Origin of the sequence: Glycomyces albidus, assembly GCF_009451885.1 — a bacterium.
Taxonomy (GTDB): Bacteria; Actinomycetota; Actinomycetes; order Mycobacteriales; family Micromonosporaceae; genus Glycomyces; species Glycomyces albidus.
This window is the reverse complement of the sequence record NZ_WIAO01000002.1, coordinates 309,885-328,203: the sequence shown is the minus strand read 5'-3', so window position 1 is coordinate 328,203 and position 18,319 is coordinate 309,885. Positions and strand designations below refer to the sequence as shown.

Below are 18,319 nucleotides of genomic sequence, written 5' to 3'. Positions count from 1 at the left end.
ACTTTCCCCTCTAGAGCGCCCGCCCGCTCAGGCGGTCTGGCTCGCTTGGATCGCGGTGAGCGCGACCGTGTTGACGATGTCCGGCACCGTGGCGCCCCGCGACAGGTCGTTGACCGGCTTGCGCAGGCCCTGGAGCACCGGGCCGACGGCGATCGCGCCGGCCGAGCGCTGCACGGCCTTGTACAGGTTGTTGCCGGTGTTCAGGTCGGGGACGATGAAGACGGTGGCCTTCCCGGCGACCTGGGAGTCCGGGAGTTTCGTGCCCGCGACGCCGGCGTCGGCGGCGGCGTCGTACTGGATCGGCCCCTCCACCGGGAGGTCGGGCCTGCGGGCGCGGACGATCTCGGTCGCCGCCCGGACCTTGTCCACGGCCTCGCCGTGGCCCGAGGTACCGGTCGAGTACGAGAGCATCGCCACCCGCGGTTCCACGCCGAACTCGGCGGCGGTGCCTGCCGAGGATAGCGCGATGTCGGCGAGCTGCTCGGCATCGGGGTTCGGGTTGACGGCGCAGTCGCCGTAGACGAGCACCCGGTCTTCGAGGCACATGAAGAACACCGAGGAGACCACGGCGACGTCCGGCTTGGTCTTGATGATCTCGAACGAGGGCCGGATGGTGTGCGCGGTGGTGTGGACCGCGCCGGAGACCATGCCGTCGGCCATGCCGGTGTGGACCATCATGGTGCCGAAATAGGACACGTCGGCGACCTGGTCGTACGCGGCCTCGACGGTGACGCCCTTGTGGGCGCGCAGCCGCGCGTACTCCTTCGCGAACCGCTCGCGGATCTCGTGGTCGCCGGGGTTGAGGATGTGGGCCCCGGTGATGTCGACGCCCAGTTGCGCGGCCTGCGAGCGAATCTCGGACTCCTCGCCGAGGAGCGTCAGGCGCGCCACGTCGCGGCGCATGAGGATCTCGGCGGCCTTGAGGATCCGCGGCTCGGCGCCTTCGGGGAGGACGATGTGCTTGTCGAGCGCCTTGGCGCGCCCGAGCATCGAGTGCTCGAACATGATCGGGGTGACCACGGTCGGCTTCGAGAGCGCGAGCCGGTCGAGCAGGTCGTCGCCGTCGACGCCGGCGGCGAAGTCCTCGAGGGCGCGGGTGATCTTGCGCTGGCCGCCGGCGGCGAGTGAGCCGGTGACGTCGCCGACGAGGTTGGCCATGTCGAAGGTGTCGTGCTGGACGAGCGCGATCGGCAGCTTCGAGTCGAGGCCGGCGACGATGTCGAGGATCTGCGGCTGGGGCCGCAGGCCGCCGGTGAGGAAGACCGCCGAGAGGCTGGGGGTGCCTTCGGCGAGGTGGGCGGCGATGAGGCCGAGGAGGACTTCGGAGCGGTCGCCGGGGAGGATCACGGCCTTGTCGTCGGCGAGGCGGGTGAGGAGGTTCGGGAGGGTCATGGCCGCGACGACGATGTCGCCGACGGTGCGGGTGAACACGTCCGGGTCGCCCGAGAGCAGCGTCCCGTCGGCGGCCTCGATGAGTTCGCCGACCGTGGGGGCGACGAGGTCGGGGTCGTCGGCGACGACGCCGGTGCCGGGGTGGGCCTCCTTGACGAGCGCGGCGTCCGCGGGGTCGACGCGGTTGACGATCGAGCCGAGCACGGTCGCGTGGTCGGCTTCGGCCTGGGCGGTGCCGAACCGGAGCGCTGCGGCGATGTCGGCGGGGCTCTTGCGGTGGCCGGTGACGACGAGGAGCATCGGCGAGGCGAGGTTGACCGCGACGCGGGTGTTGTAGGCGAACTCGACCGGCGAGGAGACGTCGGAGAAGTCGGAGCCGACGACGAGGACGACGTCGTGCTTGTCGGCGAGTTCGTGGTAGCGCTCGACGATCCGGGTGAGCGCGGCGTCGGCGTCGGTGCGGACGTCCGAATAGGTCACGCCCACCGACGACTCGTACGAGGCGGGCAGGCGGTACTGCTCGCGGAGGAGGGAGATGATCGGGTCGCCGGTGACCGTGTGGTCGTCGCGGACGATGGGGCGGAAGACCGCGACCGACCCGGCGCGCCGGGTGAGCAGGTCCATGACGCCGACGGCCACGGTCGACTTGCCGCTGCCGGGGTCCAGGCTGGCGAGGTAGAGACTTTGAGCCACGGCTCCAACGCTATCCACCCCGTGCGCGCCCCGCAGGGGATCTGCGCGGCGGCTCACTTGTGAGACTCGCCGTGATCGCCCGTGAGCAGGGCGCCGACCCGGTGGCGCACGGCTGGCGCCGACGTCGCCGGCCGGCGCGGCGCCTAGCCGGCGAAGCCGCCGTCGGGGACGGGCACCGGCGGCGGGGTGCCGACGTAGCGGGCTCGGGGGCGGATGATCTTGGAGTCGCGGGCCTGCTCGAGGATGTTCGCGCTCCAGCCGACGACGCGGCTGGTCGTGAAGGTCGGCGTGAACATCGGGCGCGGCACGCCCGCGAGCTCCATGACCACGCCCGCATAGAACTCGACGTTCGTGTAGAGCTTGCGGCCCGGCTTGACCTCGGCGAGGATCTCCACCACGCGGCGCTCGACGGTCTTGGCGAAGTCCACGATGTCCCCGTCGAGCTGGTCGGCGACCTCCCGCAGGTGCAGCGAGCGCGGGTCGTCGGTCTTGTAGACCGCGTGCCCGAAGCCCATGATGCGCCGCCCGGCCTCGAGCTCGCCGCGGATCCAGGTGTCGATGTTGTCGGGCCCGCCGATCGCGTCGAGCGCGTCGAGGGCCCGTGCCGGGGCGCCGCCGTGGAGCGGGCCCGAGAGGGCGCCGACGGCCCCGACGAGGGCCGCGCCGAGGTCGGCGCCGGTGGAGGCGATGACGCGGGCGGTGAACGTGGAGGCGTTGAACCCGTGGTCGATCGTGAGGATCAGGTAGTGCTCGATCGCGCGCGCGGCCTCGGGAGAGGGCACCTCGCCGGTCATCATGTACAGGTAGTTCGCCGCGTAGCCGAGGTCCTCGCGCGGGTCGAGCGGGTCGAGCCCCTGGCCGAGGCGCCACATGGCGGTGAGGATCGCGGGGGTGACCGCGCACGCGAAGAGCGCGTCGTCGGCGCGGGCGGCCTCGTCGATGTCGAGGAGCGGCCGCATCGGCCGGGCGGCGCACGCGGCAGACAGGGCGGTGCGCAGGCCGTCGAGCGGAGAGGCGGCGGCCAGGTGCGGGAGCAGTTCGCGCAGCTCCGGGGTGAGGGTGCGGTACGGGGCCACTTGGGCCTTGAAGGCGTCGAGCTGCTCGCGGGTGGGCAGTTCGGCGTGGGTCATGAGGTACCAGACCTGCTCGAAGGAGCAGCGCTCGGCGAGCTCGACGGCGTTGTACTGCCGGTAGTGGTAGAAGCCCTCCTCGCCGCGGACGTCGCCGATCTCGGTGTCGGCGACGATGACGCGGTCGAGGCCCTTGGGGACTTCGATGAATTCGGGCATTGGGTCCTCCTCCGCTCGGTTCGCTTGACAGCCTACGGGATTTCGCGGGCAAGGGGTCCGAACGCGACCCGGGGACCCGCCGCCGACGCGCTGCCGTCAGACTGGTGCAGAACAGGTTTCTAGAGCGGCCCTCGGCTCCGTCCAGGGCTTCGCAGGACGCTCCGAACGAGGTTTGCACGTGGATTCCGGAACCCTCCTCTCCGACCGCTACCGCCTGGACCGGCGCATCGACTCCGGCGCCATGGGCGAGGTCTGGCGCGCCCGCGACGAGCTGCTCAAGCGCGACGTCGCGGTCAAGATCCTCCTGCACGGCGTCGACGGCGCCGGGAAGCGGTTCAAGCGGGAGGCCGAGACCCTCGCGAGCCTCAAGGGCGGGAACTACGTCGAGGTGTACGACTTCGGCGAGGAGCTCGACGGCGACCGCACCGTCCAGTTCCTGGTGATGGAGCTGGTCGAGGGCGATTCGCTGGCGCGGGTGCTCGCCCGCGAGGAGCGGCTCGACCCCGAGCGGACCATGCGGATCATCGCCGAGACCGCCGACGCGCTCGGCGCGGCGCACCGGCTCGGTGTCGTCCACCGCGACGTCAAGCCCGCGAACCTCCTCATCGACGCCGACGACCGGGTCCGGGTGGTGGACTTCGGCATCTCGCTGCTGGTGAACGAGTCGCGGATGACCGACAGCACGGAGCTGCTCGGCACGGTCCCGTACGTCTCCCCCGAGCGACTGCGGAACCAAGACGTCACCGGCAGCTCCGATCTGTACTCGCTCGGCGCGGTCGCGTACGAGTGCCTGACCGGGACGCCGCCGTTCCCCGCCCGGGACCCGATGGCGGTCATCCACAGCCACCTGTACGAGGAGCCGCCGCCGCTCCCGGACTCGATCCCGCCGCAGATCGCCTCGGTGGTGCACCGGTCGCTCCGGAAGGCGCCGGACGAGCGCTGGGAGTCGGGCGAGGCGTTCGCGGCGGCGTGCCGGACCGCGGTCACCGGCGAGATCACGGTGCCGCCGCCCGCGCCGGAACCGGAACGCGAGCCGGGGCGGGCTGCGGATCCTGGGGCGGTCGAGGACCGGCCGCGCTCCCGAAAGCGCTTGGCGCTCTTGACGACCGCGATCGCGACGGTGGTCGCGCTGGTCGCGGTCGTGCTCTGGGGCTCGTGGGCGGGCGACTCGCCGACCGGCCCCGGTGCGGACGCCGGCGACGGCTCGACTGCGGAGGCCGCGGCCGAGGGCGTCGAGACCCCGTCCGCGACCGGCTCGCCGGAGCCGTCGGCGTCCGCAACCGAGTCCCCGGTGGCCGAGGAGTCCGAGTCGACGGCCGAGGGGGGCGGCGAGGAAGGCGGTGCCGAGGTCGACGACGAGGACACGGAAGGCGTGAACTCGGGGCCGGATCACCAGCCGGCGGCGAGCAGCGGCGAGGTCCCGGACGTCACCGGCATGACCACGTTCGCCGCCCGCGACTACCTGGCGGAGCTCGGGTTCACCAATACGGTCGCCTCGGTCGGCTACTACTGGTACACGCCGGAACCCGAGCACTGCACCGTGATGCAGCAGTCGCCGACCCCCGGCTCGCAGGCCGACCACACCGACCGGATCACGCTGTCCTACCACGAACGCCAAGCCGAGGGCACCACGTGCGAGTGGTGAGCGGGGCGATGCGGGTTGACCGCCCGGGCCCCGGCCTGAATGATGGAACGCGCGACCGGTACAACGGTCCCTGCACGGTCACTCTCAGAGGCGATTGGTCAGAAGATGGAAGATAATCTGGGCGCCGCTCCCGGCGTGGTCGTCGGGGTCCTGCTCATCATGGCGGCGGTCATGTGGTTCTCCCCCGGCGCGCGCCACAAGTTCCGCAAGGCGACGCTGTGGCTGGTGATCGTCGCGGTCGCGATGATCATCATCTTCGGCTACCTGAACGCCGGTCAGCAGACCTCCTAGCGGCAGCGCAAGCAGCCTATTCCCGCAGCTCAGCGGTGTCATGAACCGCGCTGCGGGATTTTTTCGCCCCGTAAGCGGAACAGATCATTCCGGTCTGCTATAGTGGAATCAAACGTTCCGTTCCGCAGAACTCGGATCAGCCGGAGGCAACCGTGACCACCATCCTCGAGACCCCCGCCCCCGACCGCAAGGTCGAGGACTCACCTTCCGCCGCAAGCCAACCGAAGGTCTTCCCGCACCGCTGGCTCGGTCTCATCGCGATCCTCTCCGCGACGCTCCTCAACCTCCTCGACGCCTCGATCGTCAACGTCGCGGCCCCCGCGATCCGCACCGAGCTCGGCGGCACCGCCGCGACGCTCCAGTGGCTCTCGGCGGGCTACACCCTCGCCCTCGCGGTCGGCCTCCTGACCGGCGGCCGGCTCGGCGACATGTTCGGCCGCAAGCGGGTCCTCATGATCGGCCTGGCCGGCTTCCTCGCCGCCTCGCTCGCATGCGGCGCCGCCGGCACGATCGAGGTGCTCCTCGCCGCCCGCGTCGTCCAGGGCGTCTTCGCCGCAGTCATGGTGCCGCAGTGCTTCGGACTCATCCGCGACATGTTCGGCCGCGACATGGGCAAGGCGTACGCGCTGTTCGGTCCGGCCATCGGGCTCGCCACGATCGCCGGACCGGTCGTCGCCGGCGTCCTGGTCGACGCCGACCTGCTCGGCACCGGCTGGCGCTCGATCTTCCTGATCAACCTGCCGCTCGGCGCCGCCGCGATCGCCCTCGGCGCGAAGATCCTCCCCGCCGGCGCCCCGGCCGTCAAGGGCCTGAAGCTCGACCTCGGCGGCGCGCTCCTCGCCGCCGCCGGGATGTGCCTGCTGCTCGTGCCGCTGGTCGAAGGCCGCGAGCTCGGCTGGCCGGCCTGGTCGATCGCGATGCTCGTCGCCTCCGTCCCGGTGCTGGCCCTGTTCGCCTGGACCCAGGCCCGCCGCGCCCGCTCCGGCCGCACCGCGCTGGTCGAGCTGAGCGTCTTCAAGAAGCGCTCCTACACCTCCGGCATCGCCTTCGTGGTCGTCTTCTTCGGTGCGGTCACCGGCTTCTCGCTCGCGGTCGGCCTGTTCCTCCAGCTCGGCCTCGGCTTCGGCCCGCTCGAAGCGAGCCTCGCGATGGCGGCGTGGGCGGTGGGCGCCTTCATCGGCTCCGGTTCCAGTGCGGCGCTCGCCCCGAAGCTCGGCCGCGGCATCCTGCACCTCGGCCTCGTCACGATGGCCGCCGGCCTGGCGGTCCTGTGGTTCCAGTTCGGCGCCGACGCGACCCCCGGCACCTGGGCGCTCTCCCCCGCGTTCCTGGTCTTCGGGATCGGCATGGGCGTGATCTTCGTGCCGCTGTTCGGGATCATCACCGGCGACCTCGAGGACCACGAGGTCGGTTCGGCCTCGGGGCTCCTGGAGTCCTTCCAGCAGGGCGCCTCGGCCCTCGGGGTCGCCGGGCTCGGGACGGTGTTCTTCGGCCGGTTCGCGATCGGCGCCGGCGCCGCCGAGGCGATGCACGCCGCGCAGCTCGTGACCGGGCTGACGGTCCTGCTCACGGTCGTGGCGTTCCTGGTCGCGTTCGGCCTGCCGAAGCAGGCGAAGGCCGAGCACTGATCCCTCCTGACGCCCTGCCGGTCGTGCCTTCGGGCGCGGCCGGCACCGGCGTACCCGCACGAAACACCAACAGAATGAACCGCTCTGTTCCGGATAGGATGCACGCCATGACCGACAAGCCGCTCAGCGGGCGCAAGGCCCAGGCCGCCCGCAACGACAAGCTCATCCTCGAGGCCGCCCACGAGGTGTTCGTCAACGACCCGGAGGCGCCGATCGCCGAGGTCGCCAAGCGCGCCGGGGTCGGCATCAGCGCGCTGTACCGGCGCTACCCGAGCAAGGAGGACCTGCTCCGCAAGCTCGCGGGCGACGGCCTGCGCCGGTACATGGAGCTGGCGCGCGAGGCGGTCGAGTCGGAAGCGGAGCCTTGGGAGGCGTTCCGCACGTTCATGCGGGCGGTGGTCGTCGCCGACACGCCGTCGATCACGGTGCGCCTGGCGGGCACGTTCACGCCGAGCCCGGACATGTTCCAGGCCGCCATGGAGGGCGACGCCCTAAACAAGGCGATGCTCGCCCGGTTCAAGAGCGCCGGCGTGCTCCGCGAGGACGTCGAGAACGGCGACCTCCAGATGGTCACCGAATCCGTCTCCTCGATCACCATCGGCGACGCCGAACGGACGCGCGAGGCCCGCCTCCGGATCCTCGAGCTCCACCTCCAAGCCCTCCGCGCCCCCGGTGCGGCCCCGCTCCCCGGCAGCCCCGTGACCGACGAGGAAATGGGCGCCCGATGGATCCCCAAGGGCGTGAAGGAATGAGAAAGGGCCTCCCAATCAGGAGGCCCTTCCACGTCCGCCCCGAGCCCGCCCCAAGACCCCAGGGCAACGAAAGGGCCCGGCCGACTGGCCGGGCCTTGCAAACTGAGCGGACGACCGGGATCGAACCGGCGACCTACACCTTGGCAAGGTGTCGCACCAGCGCGAAGCGCTGCCAACGGCACAGCCAACTGCGCTACGTCCGCCCCGAGCCCGCCCCAAGACCCCAGGACAACGAAAGGGCCCGGCCGACTGGCCGGGCCTTCACGAGCTGAGCGGACGACCGGGATCGAACCGGCGACCTACACCTTGGCAAGGTGTCGCGCTACCAACTGCGCTACGTCCGCATTTCGCAGGTCTGCCCTGCGAACGAACAATACCTTAGCGCATCGTTCAACCGGACTTCACAGGACCTACGGCCCGATTGGGGCTCAGATCACGCCTGCGAGGCGCCGAGGCCGAGCATCGCGCGGGCGTCGGCGTCGAGTCCTTCGATCGCGACCTCGTGCGTGCGGTGCGCCTCCCAGTCCTCGCGCGCGAGGCGCCAGCGCAGGCTGGTGACGCGTTTTCCTTTGTAGATCTGGAGTTCGACGCCGTCGGGCCGGTAACCGAGTTTGCGGGAGACGCCGATGGAGGGGCCGTTGCCTTCGAGGCAGTCGCTCAGGGCGTAGTCGGCGCCGAGGCCCTCGAAGAGGAACGCGAGCACCGCGGCGCGCATCTCGGTGCCGAGGCCATGCCCGTGGTGGGCTTGGCCGAGCCAAGAGGAGGTGGTGGCTTCGCGGGTGATCGCGTACTGCTTGCCGGCGAGGTCCTGCTTGCCGATGACGCGGCCCTCGTGGACGGCGACGAACGGCAGGCACCACAACTCGGGTGTGATCGAGGAGAGCAGCCGCAGGTTCCAGAGGATCGCGGTGCGGCCGCGGGCGAGGGGTTCCTCCTCGGTCCAGGCGTTCTTGAACGGCTGGAAGTCGGGGCCGTGGACGCCGGAGGCGGCCTGCTCGGCGAGCGCGGCGAGGTCGTCGAGGTCGGGCAGGCGCAGTTCGAGGCGCTCGGTGCGCAGTCGGATCCGGTAGGCCGGGAGGTAGTCGGCGAGCATGGCCCCGATTGTGCCGGTCGGGCCCGACAACCGTGGTCGATCGGTCGAGCCCGGCGGGCCGGGACCGGTCGGCCTCGGATGTCGGCCCCGATGCAGCGGTCGGCCCGGGCGGCTCCGCGGGAGGGTCAGTCGAGTCCGAGCATCTCCAGGACGTCGGGGTCGAGGCCGTCGACGGTGACGTCGTGCCGTCGGTGGGCCTCCCAGTCGTCGCGGGTGAGGCGCCAGCGCTCCTCCGCGCGGCGTTCGTCTTGGACGACGGCGTGCTTGATGCCGTCGGGGCGGTAGCCGAGGCGGCGGGAGATCGCGGCCGAGGCGTGGTTGCCGACGAAGGAGCCGCTGGTGGCGTACTCGGCGCCGAGTTCGGCGAAGGCGAGGTGGAGGACGGCGGCGCGCATCTCGGTGCCGATGCCCTTGCCTTGGTGCGCCTGGCCGATCCAGGAGCCGGAGCCGACTTCGCGGGTGACCGCGAACCACTTGGCGTGGAGGCCCTGGACGCCGATGGCCCGGCCCTCGTGGAAGACGACGAACGGGAAGCTCCAGTCCTGGGCGTCCCAGCGGCCGATGGCGCGGTGGTACCAGATGGCGACGCTGCGGGCGGTGGCTTCGGGGCCGCCTTCGGTCCAGGGGATGGAGAAGGGCATGAAGTCCGGGTCGTGGACGCCTGCGGCGGCGGTGTCGGCGAGGTCGGCGACCTCGTCGAAGGTCGAGGGGAGCCGCAGTTCGAGGCGGTCGGTGCGCAGGCGGAGGCGCAGGATCGGCAGGTGGTCGGCGAGCATGGTCCGATTCTGGCGGGGGCGGGTCGGGACGGCAAAGGGTTTATCGGGGTGCGGCGCCTAGACTTCCGGTGATGCGTTCGGTGGAGAGGGAGGCTGCGGCATGAACATGGGCCAGTCGGGGATGCTGTTCGTCTTCGGGATGTTCTTGCTGGTGACGGCGATCATCATCACCGGAATCGCTTATGCCGCTTCGGCTTCGAAGGCCCGTGCGTCGGCGTCGCGGGAGGCGCACTACCGGGAGCTGGCGGAGAAGGCGAGTGCGGACGCGACGGAGATCCAGGCGTCGCTGATCGAGATCAAGACGCGGTTGGCGTCGGTGGAGCGGCTGCTCAAAGAGGGCGACTGACCACGGCGCGAAGAATTCTCCCGAATCGCGGTCAATCTGCGCGTGATGGGGCACGCTCTGACGCATGGACACCGCGAAGACCGAACACTCCACGGCCCCGCTCTCCGACGAGGAGCTCGCGCGCATCGACGCCTACTGGCGGGCCGCGAACTACTTGACCGTGGGGCAGATCTACCTGCTCGACAATCCGCTGCTGCGGGAGCCGCTGCGCGCCGAGCACGTCAAGCCGCGGCTGCTGGGCCACTGGGGCACCAGTCCGGGGCTGAGTCTGATCTACGCGCATCTGAACCGCTGCATCAAGTCCCGCGGGCTCGACATGATCTATGTGTGCGGTCCGGGGCACGGCGGTCCGGCGATGGTCGCGAACACGTGGCTGGAGGGGACGTACCCGGAGCTGCATCCGTCGGTGAACCATTCCGAGGAGGGCATGCGGCGGCTGTTCCGGCAGTTCTCGTTCCCCGGCGGCATCCCGTCGCATGTCGCGCCGGAGGTGCCGGGGTCGATCCACGAGGGCGGGGAGCTGGGGTACGCGCTGTCGCACGCGTACGGGGCGGCGTTCGACAACCCGGGGCTGACGGTGGCATGCGTGGTGGGCGACGGTGAGGCGGAGACCGGTCCGCTGGCGGGCTCGTGGTTCTCGAACGTGTTCCTGAACCCGGTCTCGGACGGCACGGTCCTGCCGATCCTGCATTTGAACGGGTACAAGATCGCGAACCAGACGGTGTTCGCGCGGATCTCGGACGAGGACCGGACGAGCTTCCTGCGCGGGGCGGGGTACGAGCCGATCCTGGTGGACGGGGACGATCCGGCGGACGTGCATCAGCGGCTCGCGGCGGCGCTGGACCGGTGCTTCGACCGGATCGCGGAGATCCGGGCCGACGCGCGCGCCAGGGCGAACGGTCGTCCGGTGCGTCCGCGGTGGCCGATGGTGGTCCTGCGGACGCCGAAGGGCTGGACCGGTCCGGTCGAAGTGGACGGTGTGCCGGTGGAGGGAACGTGGCGGGCGCACCAGGTACCGCTGTCGTCGGTCCGGTCCGATCCGGACCACCTTGCGATGCTTGAGGAGTGGATGCGCTCGTACCGTCCCGAGGAGCTGTTCGACGCGACGGGGTCGCCGGTGCCGGAGCTGCTGGAGCTGCCGCCGGAGGGCGAGGCGCGGATGAGCGCGAACCCGCACGCGAACGGCGGGCTGCTGCTGCGGGACCTGGTGCTGCCGGACTACCGCGAGTACGGGGTCGCGATCGAGGGTCACGGCGCCACGGTCGCCGAGGCGACGCGGACGCTCGGGGCGTGGCTGCGGGACGTCATGGCCGCGAACCCGGACCGGTTTCGGCTGTTCGGGCCCGACGAGGTCGAGTCGAACCGGCTCGGCGCGGTCTTCGAGACGACCGACCGGCAGTGGCAGGCGGAGCTGCTGCCGACCGACGAGCACCAGGCGCCGCACGGGCGGGTCATGGAGGTCCTGTCGGAGCACTTGTGCGAGGGCTGGCTCGAGGGGTACCTGCTGACGGGCCGGCACGGGCTGTTCACGAGTTACGAGGCGTTCATCCACATCGTGGACGCGATGTTCAACCAGCATGCGAAGTGGCTCGACTCCTCGGGCGACATCCCGTGGCGGCGGCCGATCGCGTCGCTGAACTACCTGCTGTCGAGCCATGTGTGGCGCCAGGACCACAACGGCTTCTCGCACCAGGACCCGGGGTTCATCGACCATGTGATGAACAAGAAGGCGGACATCGTGCGGGTGTACCTGCCGCCGGACGCCAACACGCTGTTGTCCACGATGGACCACTGTCTGCGGAGCCGCCAGTACGTGAACGTCGTGGTCGCCGGGAAGCAGCCGGCGCTTCAGTACACGAGCATGGACGAGGCGGTGCGCCACTGCGAACGGGGCCTGGGCATCTGGGACTGGGCCTCCACGGACGACGGGCAGGAGCCGGACGTCGTGCTCGCGTGCGCCGGTGACGTGCCCACACTGGAGGTCCTGGCCGCGGCCGACCTGCTGCGAAAGCACTTGCCGGCGTTGAAGGTCCGGGTCGTGAACGTGGTGGACCTGATGCGGCTCCAGCCCGACACCGAGCACCCGCACGGCCTGAGCGACCGCCAGTTCGACACCGTGTTCACCAAGGACAGGCAGGTCCTGTTCGCCTTCCACGGCTACCCGATGCTCATCCACCGGCTCACCTACCGGCGCACCAACCACGAGAACATCCACGTGCGCGGATACAAGGAGGAGGGCACCACGACCACGCCGTTCGACATGGTCATGCTCAACGACCTCGACCGGTACAAGCTCGTCATGGACGTCGTCGACCGGGTCCCCGGCCTGGGCGCCGACGCGGCCGGCCTGCGGCAGCGGATGGCCGACGCCCGCAGCGCCGCCCGCGAGTACACGCGGGCGCACGGCGAGGACATCCCAGAGGTCGCGAACTGGAGCTGGCCGGGTTAGCTTGCGCCGCAACGCAAGCGGTGGGAGACGCCGTCGCGACCGCTTGACGCGGTACGCCTACGCTTCGTTAACCTGTTAGGGGAGGCATTCCCGCTCACCCCTTGGAGGTCCTCACGTGGCGAAGATCAGGCCCGGACGCGTCGTGGTCGATTACGGCGAGGACCTCGTGGTCTTCACGGTCGGCCTCCGGATCAACCGGCTGTGGAAGGTCAACAAGTGGCTGCCGGTGCTCGGCTCGCTGCCGAAGATGCTGCGCGAGCTCGAAGCCGACCCGGAACTGGGCCTGCTCGACTCCCGGTTCGCCGTCAGCGGCCGCGTGATCATGGCGGTCCAGTACTGGCGCAGCGAGGACCACCTCGAGCGGTACGCCCACTCCCAGGCCCACGCCCACCGCGGGTTCTGGAAGTGGTTCAACCGCAACGTGAAGAGCAACGGCGACGTCGGCCTGTGGCACGAGCTGTATCAGGTGCCGAAGGGGGCGTACGAGACCTCGTACATCAACATGCCGCCGTACGGGCTGGCACGCGCCACCAAGGAGAAGGAAGCGGCGCGCACCGACCCGGACGACCACGACCACGAGCACGCCTAGGGCCCGTCCGGGCCCTCAGATGCCGAAGGCCGTGAAGTCCCGTTCGAGCGTCTCGGTCGCCCACTTGCGCTGGTTCGCCTCCTGCTCGGCGTCGAACCCGCGCACCCGGCACTCGGCGATCAGGATGAGCATGATGTAGGACCGGTAGAGCGCGAGCCGCCGCTCCTCCGCGGCGGTCATGGGACGGCCGAGGAACCCGTCGACGGCCGCCGGGAACTCCTCCTCCGGGACCATCTGGAGCGACACGAGCTCGGCGATCGGGTCGCCGTAGAACGCCCGCTCGCCGTCGATGAACGCCTCGAAGGCCCAGCCGTCCCCGTCGCGCTTCACGAAGATGTTGCCGTCCCACAGGTCGAAGTGGACCAGCGCGGGCCGGGTCACCTCGTCGAGGAGGGCGTGCTCGGCCCGGACCAGCGCCCTGACGGCCGCGATCGGGCGCGGCAGGGCGACACCCTGCTCCTCGATGTCGTCGAGGACGTCGTCCACCATCGCCTGGAACGACGCCGACCACGTGTCGGCCATGGTGCGCCCGCTCTTGCGCGGGTAGCCGAAGCGCTCGCCGGTGACGGTCGCGAATCCGGCGGCGGCCGCACCGATCTCCTTGCGGAGCACCAGGAGCTCGGCTGCGGGGATCGTGTCGCGGACCTTCGGCAGCGGAACGCCCTCGAGGCGGTCGATGATCATGACCCCGCCCTCGGGGTCGGCGTGCCACAGCCGCGGCATCGGCACGCCCGCGGCCAGGCCCCGCTCGAAGCACTCGATCTCGGTGGCCATGAGGTCCACCTCGTACCGCAGCAGCTTGTGGGACTTGTCGGGGGCGACCTTGACGACCACGTGCCGGCCGTCGGCGAGTTCGAGCGCGTGGGCGGCGTTGAAGAACCCGTCCTTGAACTCCTCGTGGCCGGTGAACTCCAGGTCGGCGCCGAGCGCATCCCGGACGAGGGCCTCCGCGTCGGCGCGGTCGAGGCGGGGGCGGATCGCGATCTCCATGGCGACATTCTGACGGCCCCGCGCACGCGGCGGCAATCGTGTTTCCGGTCAGAGCACCAGCGGTGATCGCCGCCCGCGCGGCCGCCCGCCCGCGGCCGTCCCGTGACGCCCGTCACTGCTGAAATATTCGGCGGGGCGCCGGCGTCTGTAAGGTCGTTAGCACTCGACACCCGAGAGTGCTAACCGAGAGGGTAAGGAGACCACACCATGATCGTTCGCTACCAGCACCCTTACGCGGCGTTCCGGCAGTTCGACCGCGAGTTCGAGCGGCTCGTCCGCCTCGGCTTCGGCCGCGGCGCCGTGCAGTACACCCTCCGGGCAGACGTCTACACCGAGGGCGAGGACCTGGTCGTCCGCGCCGCCGTCCCGGGCGTCAGCGCCGAGGACGTCACCGTCGAGCTCGAAGGCCGCCGCCTGTCGATCAGCGCGGAGCGCAAGGCCCGCGAGACCGCCGAAGGCGACCGCTACCTCGTCCGCGGCCTCTCGGCCGGTACGTTCCGCCGCGAGTTCACGCTCCCGGACGGCGTCACCGCCGAGCAGCTCAGCGCCCAGGTCGCCGACGGCATCCTGACGGTCCGCGTCGCCGGAGCGGTCAAGCCCGCCCCGACCGCGCAGCGGATCCCCGTCACGGGCGCCCCGGTCGAGATCGAGGCTGAGGCGACCGCCGAGGACGCGGAGTAACAGGACAGCACAGCAACACGACGACGCGCACAGAACGGCCCCGGGACCCCCGGGGCCGTTCGCGCGTCCTCAGCGGTCGACGGCCGCGGCGGCCGTGCGGAGGTCGGCGATGAACTGCGCCAACGCCTTCGCGCGGTCCTCGCCCTGGAGGCGGATGATCGAGGACGGGTGGACGGTGGCCAGGAAGCCGCACGCCTCCTCGGATCCGTCGAGCGTCAGCTCGAAGCGCTCACCCCGCTGGGTGCTGACCCGGAACCGCGGACCCATCAGGGCCTGCGCCGCGGTCGCACCGAGCGCGACCACGAGCGCCGGCCGGACCGCGGCCAGTTCGGCGCGCAGCCACGGATGGCAGGCGACCACCTCGGTCCGGCCCGGCTTCTTGTGGAGGCGGCGGCTGCTGCGCTCCGACTCGGTGAACTTGAAGTGCTTGACGGCGTTGGTGACGTAGACGCCGGAGCGGTCGATGCCGGCCTCCTCGAGCGCCTCGTCGAGCAGCCGCCCGGCCGGACCCACGAACGGCTCGCCCTCCCGGTCCTCCATGTCGCCCGGCTGCTCGCCGACCAGGAAGAGCCGGGCGTCCTCGGGGCCTTCGCCGAACACCGTCTGCGTCGCGTCGCGGTACAGGTCGCAGCCTTCGCAGGACCGGGCTGCCCGCCGCAGCTCCGCGATGCCGGCGCCGTCCGGCACCCACTCCTGCGCGCCCGGCTGCCGTCGTGCCATGTCGCCTCCCTCGAACCCGGGCCGGGAGTACCCGCGGATCGCGCCCGCGAACACCGCGCCTGCTCGGGCGGCGCCGGTGCGCATCGAGGGCGGCCGCGCGAACGAGGCTCTGGAGTGGAGGCCGGGCGGCACGGCCGGAAACGGGACAGAGCCCGGTCTCCCGGGCTCTGATCCGTCGATTCTTCGGTGGAGGTGGGTACGGGAGTCGAACCCGTGTGGACGGCTTTGCAGGCCGCTGCCTAACCACTCGGCCAACCCACCATGAGGTGAGAAAAGCCCAGGCCTTGTGAGCCTGGGCTCCCGCTCTGGTGGACGATACTGGGATTGAACCAGTGACCTCTCCCGTGTCAGGGGAGTGCTCTCCCGCTGAGCTAATCGTCCGGGATAGCGCTCTTTCGAGCTCCGAGCGGACGACCGGGATCGAACCGGCGACCTACACCTTGGCAAGGTGTCGCGCTACCAACTGCGCTACGTCCGCATGTCTTCCAGGAGTTCTTCCGTTCCCCCGGCGACGGGATAGAACTTTACCCAACGCCCGGCGAAGCGTCCACCGGGGGGTGGGGCTTCCGGCTTCGGCCCGTGTTGTCGCAGCGCTCTGGCAGAATCCTTCCGTGGCTCAAGCTATCGATCAACGCATCGCCGAAGAACTCTCGGTCGGCGCCCACCAAGTCCGCTCGGCCGTCGCGCTCCTCGACGACGGCTCCACCGTCCCGTTCATCGCCCGGTACCGCAAGGAGGCCACCGGGGGCCTCTCCGACGAGCAGCTCCGCGCGCTCGAAGAGCGCCTCGGGTACCTGCGGGAGCTGGAGGCACGTCGCAAGGCGGTGCTCGAATCGATCGCCGAGCAGGGCAAACTCACCCCGGAGCTCACCGCGCAGATCGACGCGGCCGACACGAAGGCCCGGCTCGAGGACCTCTACGCGCCGTTCAAGGTCAAGCGCCGCACCAAGGCCCAGATCGCCCGCGAGGCCGGCCTGGAGCCGCTCGCCGACCTGCTGCTGAGTGATCCCTCACAGGACCCGGAGACCGCCGCCGCGGCGTTCGTCGCACCGGACAAGGAGGTGGCCGACGCCGCCGCCGCGCTCGCCGGGGCGCGCGCGATCCTCACCGAGCGGTTCTCCGAGGACGCGGACCTCATCGGCGACCTGCGCGAGCGCATGTGGCGCAAGGGCCGGGTCGTCTCCAAGGTCCGCGACGGCGCCGAGGAGAAGGGCGCGAAGTTCTCCGACTACTTCGACTTCGCAGAGACGTTCACCACGCTCCCCTCGCACCGGGTGCTCGCGCTGTTCCGCGGCGAGAAGGAAGAGGTCCTCTCGCTGTCTTTGGAGCCGGGCGAGGCCGAGACCGACGGCGCCGACTGCGAGGCCGTGATCGCCGCGAAGTTCGGCATCCGGGACGAGGGCAGGCCCGCCGACGCGTGGCTCGCGAAGACCGTCTCGTGGGCCTGGCGCACCCGGATCCTCGTCAAGCTCGGCGTGGACCTGCGGATGCGGCTCTGGCAGCAGGCCGAGGACGAGGCCGTCCGCGTCTTCGCCGCGAACCTCAAGGACCTACTGCTCGCCGCCCCCGCCGGGCCGAAGGCCGTCATGGGCCTCGACCCGGGCTACCGCACCGGCGTCAAAGTGGCCGTCGTCGACCCCACCGGGAAGGTCCTCGACACCACCGCGATCTACCCGCACCAGCCGCAGAACCGCTGGGACGACGCCCTCGCCGTCCTCGGCGCCCTGGTGAAGAAGCACGGCGTGCAGCTCATCGCCATCGGCAACGGCACCGCCTCCCGCGAGACCGACCGGCTCGCGACCGAGCTCGTCAAGGCGTTCGCCGGCACGGCCGACATCGCCAAGATCGTCGTCTCCGAGGCCGGCGCCTCGATCTACTCGGCGTCCGCATACGCCACCAAGGAGCTCCCGGGCATGGACGTGTCGCTGCGCGGCGCCGTCTCGATCGCCCGCCGCCTCCAGGACCCGCTCGCCGAACTCGTCAAGATCGAGCCCAAGCACATCGGCGTCGGCCAATATCAGCACGACCTCACCGAGTCCAAGCTCACACGGTCGCTCGAAGCGGTCGTCGAGGACGCCGTGAACGCCGTCGGCGTCGACCTGAACACCGCCTCCGTGCCGCTCCTGTCCCACGTGTCCGGCCTGAGCGAGAGCGTCGCCGCGAACATCGTCGCCTACCGCGACGAGCACGGGCGCTTCCCCGACCGCAAGGCGCTCCTGAGCGTGCCCCGGCTCGGCCCCAAGGCGTTCGAGCAGGCCGCCGGGTTCCTCCGGGTGCCGGGCGGCGAGAACCCGCTCGACGCCTCCGCGGTCCACCCCGAGGCGTACCCGGTGGTCGAGCGGATCCTCGCCGCCACCGGCGCCACCGTCAACGGGATCGTCGGCGACGCGAAGACCCTCCGCAAGCTCAAGCCCGGCGACTTCGCCGACGACCGCTTCGGCGTCCCCACCGTCACCGACATCCTCGCCGAGCTCGAAAAGCCCGGCCGCGACCCGCGGCCCGAGTTCAAGGCCGCCGCGTTCAAGGAGGGCGTCGAGAAGGTCGCTGATCTCAAGCCCGGGATGCTCCTGGAAGGCGCCGTCACGAACGTCGCCGCGTTCGGCGCGTTCGTCGACATCGGCGTCCACCAGGACGGCCTCGTGCACATCTCCGCGCTCGCCAACCGGTACGTCGCCGACCCGCGCGAGATCGTCAAGCCCGGCGACGTCGTCAAGGTCAAGGTCCTCTCCGTGGACCTCGCCCGGCAGCGGATCTCGCTGACGATGCGCCTCGACGACGAGCCCGAGACCGGCGGGGGCCAAGGCCGGGGACAGCGCCGCCAGGGCCCGAACCCGAAGGGCGGCAAGGGCGGCGGACGGCAGCAGCCGAGCCAGCGCGGCGGACGGCAGGCCGCGCCGGAGAGCGCCATGGCCGAGGCGCTGCGCCGCGCGGGGCTCGCGAAGTGACCGGCGGGAGCGCCCGGGACCCGGGCGCTCCCGGGGCCGC

At 70.9% G+C, this 18,319-nt stretch carries 15 protein-coding genes and 5 tRNA genes; 9 read left to right on the top strand and 11 right to left on the bottom strand.

Annotated elements, in window-relative coordinates; translation table 11 throughout:
- Positions 1 to 27: 27 nt before the first annotated feature.
- On the bottom strand, positions 28 to 2,085 hold the full coding sequence (gene pta / locus GFD30_RS03245) for a phosphate acetyltransferase (RefSeq protein ID WP_322632902.1): 2,058 nt from the start codon (positions 2,083 to 2,085) through the stop codon (positions 28 to 30).
- 143 nt (positions 2,086 to 2,228) lie between these two features.
- Entirely contained in the window at positions 2,229 to 3,374 is a 1,146-nt protein-coding gene (locus tag GFD30_RS03240; protein WP_153023738.1) for a citrate/2-methylcitrate synthase, read from the bottom strand.
- A gap of 178 nt (positions 3,375 to 3,552) precedes the next feature.
- Between GFD30_RS03240 and GFD30_RS03235 the strand changes: the two genes are divergently transcribed.
- From GFD30_RS03235 to GFD30_RS03220, 4 genes are all read left to right on the top strand, one after another.
- Entirely contained in the window at positions 3,553 to 5,019 is a 1,467-nt protein-coding gene (locus tag GFD30_RS03235) for a serine/threonine protein kinase (protein ID WP_153023737.1), read from the top strand.
- A gap of 105 nt (positions 5,020 to 5,124) precedes the next feature.
- A complete protein-coding gene (locus tag GFD30_RS03230; RefSeq protein ID WP_153023736.1) occupies positions 5,125 to 5,310 on the top strand; it encodes a hypothetical protein in 186 nt (61 codons plus the stop codon).
- 152 nt (positions 5,311 to 5,462) lie between these two features.
- The gene (locus GFD30_RS03225; RefSeq protein ID WP_322632901.1) at positions 5,463 to 6,938 is read left to right on the top strand and encodes an MFS transporter; all 1,476 of its coding nucleotides are present in this window, start codon (positions 5,463 to 5,465) and stop codon (positions 6,936 to 6,938) included.
- Positions 6,939 to 7,045: 107 nt separating this feature from the next.
- Positions 7,046 to 7,690, top strand: a complete 645-nt coding sequence (locus GFD30_RS03220; RefSeq protein ID WP_153023735.1) for a TetR/AcrR family transcriptional regulator — start codon at positions 7,046 to 7,048, stop codon at positions 7,688 to 7,690.
- Between the two features lie 105 nt (positions 7,691 to 7,795).
- On the opposite strand, the gene GFD30_RS03215 is transcribed toward GFD30_RS03220, so the two are convergent.
- The 4 genes from GFD30_RS03215 to GFD30_RS03200 all read right to left on the bottom strand — a co-directional run bounded on the left by GFD30_RS03215 (position 7,796) and on the right by GFD30_RS03200 (position 9,559).
- A tRNA-Gly gene (locus GFD30_RS03215) sits at positions 7,796 to 7,893 on the bottom strand.
- A 68-nt stretch (positions 7,894 to 7,961) separates the two neighbouring features.
- Positions 7,962 to 8,034 (bottom strand) — tRNA-Gly (locus GFD30_RS03210).
- 89 nt (positions 8,035 to 8,123) lie between these two features.
- Positions 8,124 to 8,783: a GNAT family N-acetyltransferase gene (locus GFD30_RS03205; protein WP_153023734.1), complete on the bottom strand. Its 660-nt coding sequence runs from the start codon at positions 8,781 to 8,783 to the stop codon at positions 8,124 to 8,126.
- Between the two features lie 125 nt (positions 8,784 to 8,908).
- Complete coding sequence (locus tag GFD30_RS03200; protein ID WP_153023733.1) at positions 8,909 to 9,559, bottom strand: GNAT family N-acetyltransferase; 651 nt, start codon at positions 9,557 to 9,559, stop codon at positions 8,909 to 8,911.
- 100 nt (positions 9,560 to 9,659) lie between these two features.
- On the opposite strand from GFD30_RS03200, the gene GFD30_RS03195 reads away from it, so the two are divergent.
- From GFD30_RS03195 to GFD30_RS03185, 3 genes are all read left to right on the top strand, one after another.
- Positions 9,660 to 9,905, top strand: a complete 246-nt coding sequence (locus tag GFD30_RS03195) for a hypothetical protein (protein ID WP_153023732.1) — start codon at positions 9,660 to 9,662, stop codon at positions 9,903 to 9,905.
- Between the two features lie 64 nt (positions 9,906 to 9,969).
- On the top strand, positions 9,970 to 12,354 hold the full coding sequence (locus GFD30_RS03190) for a phosphoketolase family protein (protein ID WP_153023731.1): 2,385 nt from the start codon (positions 9,970 to 9,972) through the stop codon (positions 12,352 to 12,354).
- A 115-nt stretch (positions 12,355 to 12,469) separates the two neighbouring features.
- Positions 12,470 to 12,943 carry a DUF4188 domain-containing protein gene (locus tag GFD30_RS03185; RefSeq protein ID WP_322632900.1) on the top strand — a complete coding sequence of 158 codons (474 nt, stop codon included), beginning with the start codon at positions 12,470 to 12,472 and terminating at the stop codon, positions 12,941 to 12,943.
- Positions 12,944 to 12,958: 15 nt separating this feature from the next.
- Here GFD30_RS03185 and GFD30_RS03180 read toward each other — a convergent pair whose 3' ends face one another.
- Positions 12,959 to 13,933, bottom strand: coding sequence for a phosphotransferase family protein (locus GFD30_RS03180; RefSeq protein ID WP_153023730.1), 975 nt, complete (start codon positions 13,931 to 13,933; stop codon positions 12,959 to 12,961).
- A gap of 207 nt (positions 13,934 to 14,140) precedes the next feature.
- Here GFD30_RS03180 and GFD30_RS03175 point away from each other — a divergent pair, with 207 nt between their 5' ends.
- Positions 14,141 to 14,614: an Hsp20/alpha crystallin family protein gene (locus GFD30_RS03175; RefSeq protein WP_153023729.1), complete on the top strand. Its 474-nt coding sequence runs from the start codon at positions 14,141 to 14,143 to the stop codon at positions 14,612 to 14,614.
- Positions 14,615 to 14,683: 69 nt separating this feature from the next.
- Here the strand turns inward: GFD30_RS03175 and GFD30_RS03170 are convergent, their stop codons facing one another.
- From GFD30_RS03170 to GFD30_RS03155, 4 genes are all read right to left on the bottom strand, one after another.
- Positions 14,684 to 15,334 carry a UdgX family uracil-DNA binding protein gene (locus GFD30_RS03170; RefSeq protein WP_153023728.1) on the bottom strand — a complete coding sequence of 217 codons (651 nt, stop codon included), beginning with the start codon at positions 15,332 to 15,334 and terminating at the stop codon, positions 14,684 to 14,686.
- A gap of 187 nt (positions 15,335 to 15,521) precedes the next feature.
- A tRNA-Cys gene (locus GFD30_RS03165) sits at positions 15,522 to 15,595 on the bottom strand.
- A gap of 45 nt (positions 15,596 to 15,640) precedes the next feature.
- Positions 15,641 to 15,715, bottom strand: a tRNA-Val gene (locus tag GFD30_RS03160).
- Positions 15,716 to 15,739: 24 nt separating this feature from the next.
- A tRNA-Gly gene (locus GFD30_RS03155) sits at positions 15,740 to 15,812 on the bottom strand.
- Between the two features lie 133 nt (positions 15,813 to 15,945).
- Here GFD30_RS03155 and GFD30_RS03150 point away from each other — a divergent pair.
- On the top strand, positions 15,946 to 18,279 hold the full coding sequence (locus tag GFD30_RS03150) for a Tex family protein (protein WP_322632899.1): 2,334 nt from the start codon (positions 15,946 to 15,948) through the stop codon (positions 18,277 to 18,279).
- The last annotated feature ends 40 nt before the right edge of the window (positions 18,280 to 18,319 follow it).